The organism is Vibrio sp. 1069 (genome assembly GCF_033340555.1).
In genome coordinates, this window is the sequence record NZ_JAWOWP010000107.1 from 1 (window position 1) to 1,090 (window position 1,090).

The 1,090-nt window shown below is 46.7% G+C and carries 1 protein-coding gene; it reads right to left on the reverse strand.

Translation table 11 applies throughout. From position 1 onward, the window contains the following. On the reverse strand, window positions 1-1,090 hold a 1,090-nt coding region (locus tag R7040_RS24750), incomplete at both ends, for an FAD-dependent oxidoreductase (RefSeq protein WP_318097313.1).

The window sequence follows — 1,090 nt, forward strand, 5'->3', positions numbered from 1 at the left end:
AAATATCTTGCCATTAAAACACTGGTCGATTACTGGCAACGAGTCGATTGTTGAAGGTCGATTTCCCATCCACTTTTCCTGCTGTTTTAACGGATTTAAACCGGACTCAAACATAGCGTTCCCCTGCTGATACAACATCTCTGCGCGCTTCATGTTTGGTGGCGATTTCACATCGGCATACTCGACCGTTCCCGCCAAACGTAAGCCTTCAGACATGGGCGTCATAATGAACTTTCTGTCGGAAGAACTGATAGGAAACGGCAATGACTCACGCTTGTCATTCATCATGAGATGGTAGCCTCGCTCAGCTTGTATCGGGACATTCACACCGGTTAACTGGCGAACCAAAGCTTTAGAATGAACACCCGCTGCGACCACAATTTTGTCAAAAGACATTCGCTGAGTATTGACCAAGACATCGCCGTTTTTACTTACTGCGTCTACTTCTTCATGGACAAGTGAACCTCCGAGTTTTTCAAATGCATTACTTAGCTCAACGCAGAGTGCATAAGGGTTTATTGTATGTCCTGTTTCTGGAAAAAAGACGCCAAACCGAACCTTTTTGCTGAGTTCAGGAAGCCGACGTCGGATTTCGTTTTGCGTCCAAAGCTCGTACCGAACACCTTGTTCCGCTAACGCATCAAGCGTACTTTGATAACCTTCAAACAAGCTTTCGCTTTCAAACGTCAGCAGTGAACCATCCATCTTAATCAGCCCACTTTTTCCGATCGAATCTAATAACAGATTCCAACTCTGAACGGCTCGCGTGTTAAGGCTTGTTATCGCCTGCGTGGAAGCTTCTGCCGCTGAAGGTTTCGCTTTCAATAAAAAACGTATCATCCAACCGACGGTATTGGGCAAGTCTTGCCAACGAATAGAAACTGGACTTGTCGAACTCAATAACATCTTAGGTAATTGAGGGATCAAGGCCGGCGTGGCAAGAGGAAAAACTTGCTCGGTCGCGATGTGCCCGGCATTACCTTTCGAGCACCCATTGCCCACTCCATTCGGATCAAAAATGGTGACGCGATACCCCTGCTGTTGCAGTTTTAAGCCAATCGACAAACCGATGATTCCCGCCCCTATAACC